Here is a 4,213-nt window from a genome sequence, read left to right as displayed (position 1 = left end):
CGAGTTCAGCACCGGTGCGGTTCTCGATGCGGTGTCAGGCCCAACTCAGCACCGGTGCGGTTCTCGGCCTGCCCACGCCCGGCGGACGCCCCGCCGGCGCACAAAGGTCCGGCTGCGGTCCAGAGGTACACCCCATAGGGCGGATCTACGGACCACAGCCGGACCTCTGCGCGCGCAGGTCCGGCCGACCGGCCCGTCAGAGCTCCACGGCCGTGCCCACCCCGGCCTCCCGGGCCCGGCGCAGCACCTCCTCGGCCACAGTGGCGTCCTGCGCGGCCACGCCCACGGAGTTGTAGAACACCACGTCGCCCTCGCGGGCCCGGCCCGGGTGCGCCCCACAGACCACCCGGCCCAGCGGCACCAGGTCCGCGGCGTCCACGGCACCGGCGTCCACCGCATCGATGATGCTCCCCGCCTGCGCGCACGCGGTGTCCACGTCGTCCACCACCACCAGGTCGGCCCGGCCCACGAGATCGGGGGCCACCTCGCTGCGGTCCGGGGCGAACGACCCCACGGACACCACCAGCGCCCCCGGCCGCACCGGCCCGGCGTCGAGCAGCGGCGTGGTGCTGGTGGTGCACAGCGCCACCACGTCCGACTCCGGCGCCACGGCCGCCAGGTCCGTGGAGGCCTCCGCGGCCAGGCCCAGCTCGTCGCGGGCGCGGGCAGCCAGTTCCTCGGCCGCCTCGGCCCGGCGCCCCACCACGTGCACCGTGGTGAAGGACCGCACGCGCGTCAGCGCCCGCAGGTGCGCCCAGGCCTGCACACCGGTCCCCACCACCGTGAGCACGGCGGCGTCGCGGCGCGCCAGCAGGTCGGTGGCCACGGCGGACCCGGCCGCTGTGCGCGGGGTGGTGAGCGCCGGCCCGTCGAGCAGCGCGATGGGACGGCCGATCGCCCCGTCGAGCACCAACACGGCGCCCTGCACCGGGTCGAGCCCCTGCTGCGGGTTGCCCGGGTGGAAGCCGATCACCTTCACCACGCCGGGCGCCTCCTGCGCGCTGCGGGCGGTGTAGGTCAGCAGCGAGGCGCCGTCGGCCCCGGGCACGGACACCTTGGGCGCCATGCACGCCTCCCCCGTGCCCAGCCGCTCGAAGGCGCGCATCTGCGAGGCGTGCACCCCCTCCAGGTCCAGCAGGTCCTCGATCTCGCGGGCGCTCAGCACCAGCATCTCGTGGCTCATCGTTCCTCCTCGTCGATGGGGTGGGGACGGTCGTCGGGCGCGCCCCGCCCCTCGATGCGGGGCGCCTCGCTCAGGTGCTCGGCGAGCAGCTCGGCCAGGTGCCGGCCCTGCGCGCCACCCAGGTCGTCGGCCTGCAGGCGGCACGAGAAGCCGTCGGTGAGCACCACGTCGTGCCCGCCGCGCCGCAGCGCCGGCAGCAGGTGCTGCTCGGCCACGGCCACCGACACCTCGTAGTGCCCTGCCTCCACGCCGAAGTTTCCGGCCAGCCCGCAGCACCCGGCCAGCGCCTCCACCTGGGCGCCGGCCCCCTCCAGCAGTGCCCGGTCGGCCTCCCACCCCATGACGGCGTGGTGGTGGCAGTGCGGTTGGGCCAGCACGCGCAGCCCGTCCAGGCGGGGCGGTTCCCACCCGACCCGCGCGAGCACCTCGGCCAGCGTGAAGGTGCTGGCGGCCACCCGGCGGGCGGTGTCGTCGGCCAGCAGCTCGACGGCGTCCTTGCGCAGCACGCCGGTGCACGACGGCTCGATGCCGACCACCGGCACCCCGGCCTCCACGTACGGCAGCAGCTGGTCCACGGTGCGCCGCAGCAGCTGGCGGGCGGTGTCGAGCTGCCCGGTGGTGATCCAGGTCAGGCCGCAGCAGGTGCGCCGCGGCAGGAGCTCCACGGTGAGCCCGGCGGCCTCGAGCACGCGCACGGCGGCCGTGGCGGCCTGCGGGGTGAACGCGTTGCTGAAGGTGTCCACGAAGAGCACCACCCGCCCGCTCGATGCCGCGTCCGCCGTCACCGAACGCGCCGCCCGGGCACGGTTCCCCGCATCGGACCAGAAGGGACGCCGCGCGAAGGTGGGCAGCCCCCGCCGCGGGTCGATGCCGGCCACCCGCATCGCACCCGGAACCCGGCGGACCACCTGCATCGCTGCGTTGGCCACGCGGGGCATCCGGCTGGCGGCCACGGTCCACAGCGGCAGCCAGCCGAGCGAGTAGTGCGTCACCGGCCGCAGCCGGCGGCGGTAGGTCTGGTGCAGCACCTCGGACTTCAGCGTGGCCATGTCCACCCCGGTGGGGCAGTCCGACGAGCACCCCTTGCACGAGAGGCACAGGTCCAGCGCGTCGTGCACCGCTGGGGAGTCCACCGTGAGCTCACTGCTGCCGTTGACCACCTCCTGCAGCAGGCGCGCCCGCCCCCGGGTGGAGTGCTCCTCCTCGCGGGTGGCCAGCCAGGACGGACACATCACCGTCTGCGCGCCGTCGAGCACCCCGTCAGCGGTGCACTTGCCCACGCCCGTGCAGCGGTGCACGGCCGCGGAGAAGCTGCCGCCGTCCTCGGGGTAGGCGAACGCCGGGGTGGGCAGGTCGCAGGTGGCACCGGGCAGGCGCAGGTCGGCGTCGAGGGGCGCCGGGTCCACGAGCACCCCCGGGTTGAGCAGCCCGTCGGGGTCGCACGCGTGCTTCACCGCGCCGAAGAGCGCCAGCGCGCGTTCGGAGTACATGAGGGGCAGCAGCTCGCTGCGGGCGCGGCCGTCGCCGTGCTCACCGGAGCACGAGCCACCGAAGCCGGCCACGAGGCGCGCGGCGTCCTCGAGGAAGGCCCGGGACCGCGCCACACCACCCGGTGCGCCGAGCGGCAGGTCCAGGCGCACGTGCATGCACCCCTCACCGAAGTGCCCGTAGGGCGCCGCGGAGAGGTCGTACGCGGCAAGCAGGTCGTCGAACCCGCGGAGGTACTCCCCCAGCCGCTCCGGGGGCACGGCGGCGTCCTCCCAGCCCGCCCACGCAGGGCGTCCTGCCGGGGACCGCCCCGCCAGGCCCGCCCCGTCGGACCGGATGCGCCACAGCGCCGCCGCCTCGGTGGCTTTGGGCACGGCCCGCACGTCCACGGCCCCGGCATCGATGCGGGCGGTGGCCACGAGCGCGGTGGAGGCGGCCTCCAGCTCCCCGGCGGTCTCCGCTGCCACCTCGCAGAAGAGCCAGGCATCGCCGCGGGGCAGTTCCGGCACCGATGCCGGACCGCGCCGCTCCACGAGCACGTCCACGAGCCGGCGGTCCAGCCCCTCGCAGGCCGTGAGCCCCTGTGTCAGGAGCGTGGGGACGGCATCCGCAGCGGCGGGCATCGTGTCGAAGCCGATGACCACCAGGCGGGTGTGGGCCGGTGCCCTCACCAGGCGGACGGTGGCCTCCGTGAGGACGGCGAGCGTGCCCTCGGAGCCCACGAGGAAGCGCGCCAGGTCAACGCCCTTCTCCGGCAGCAGGTGCTCGAGGGCGTAACCGCTCGCCTGGCGCCCGAAGCGGGCGAACTCGGTGCGCACGGTGGCGAGGTCACTCGCCACCACCGACGCGAGCCGCTCCCGCAGGGCCGCGGTACCGGCGTCCACGGGCGACGTGTCCAGGGGGCTCCCGTCCGCCCAGACACCCCGGGCTCCCAGCACGTTGTCCGAGGTGCGTCCGTAGGCGAGGCTGCGGCTGCCGCACGCGTTGTTACCGATCATCCCCCCGATGGTGCAGCGCGTGGACGTCGACGGGTCAGGGCCGAACCGCAGGCCGTTCGGCCGCGCTGCGTCCTGCAGGCGGGCCTGGACCACACCGGGTTGCACGCGAGCCGTCCCGGCCTCGGGGTCGAGCTCGAGGACCTGTTGCATGTGCCGGCGGAAGTCGAGGACGATTCCCGGGCCGATGGCGTTGCCCGCAATGGACGTCCCTGCACCCCGAGCGGTGAGTGGCAGTCCCTCTGCCCGCGCGGTCTGGACCGCCAGGGTGACCTCGTCGGCGTGCCGGGGGAACACCACGGCCTGAGGCTCCACGCGGTAGAGCGAGGCGTCACTGGAGTGGGTGCCACGGATGGCTGCGTCGTCGCGGACGTCGGACAGGCCAACTGCCCTCAGGCGAGCCGCCAGGCGGGACGAGGACACGACGGCCACAGAACCTCCAGAACACGGTGCGGACCGCCATGTCATCACACAAGTGTGACCCGCGCCACCCCGGTGCGAACTACCGGTCACGGCATCAGCGCCCCCCCCCCCGCACCCACCCCCG

Annotated in this window: 2 protein-coding genes; both read right to left on the bottom strand. The window is 75.1% G+C overall.

The features are described from left to right. Positions 1–196: 196 nt before the first annotated feature. On the bottom strand, positions 197–1,183 hold the full coding sequence (locus tag HMPREF3099_RS07290) for an ornithine cyclodeaminase family protein (protein ID WP_083323599.1): 987 nt from the start codon (positions 1,181–1,183) through the stop codon (positions 197–199). Then, the gene (locus HMPREF3099_RS07285; RefSeq protein ID WP_237769792.1) at positions 1,180–4,098 is read right to left on the bottom strand and encodes an FAD-binding and (Fe-S)-binding domain-containing protein; all 2,919 of its coding nucleotides are present in this window, start codon (positions 4,096–4,098) and stop codon (positions 1,180–1,182) included. Before HMPREF3099_RS07285 ends, HMPREF3099_RS07290 begins: the two co-directional genes overlap by 4 nt. Between the last annotated feature and the right edge of the window lie 115 nt (positions 4,099–4,213).

Source organism: Kytococcus sp. HMSC28H12 (assembly GCF_001816045.1).
In the GTDB taxonomy this organism is placed as follows: domain Bacteria; phylum Actinomycetota; class Actinomycetes; order Actinomycetales; family Dermatophilaceae; genus Kytococcus; species Kytococcus schroeteri.
This window is presented reverse-complemented; position numbering and strand designations above follow the sequence as displayed.

What these genes read in the sequence shown, in the direction of transcription:
- HMPREF3099_RS07290 (WP_083323599.1), bottom strand. Translation starts at nt 1,183, where the DNA reads ATGAGCCACGAGATGCTGGTGCTGAGCGCCCGCGAGATCGAGGACCTG.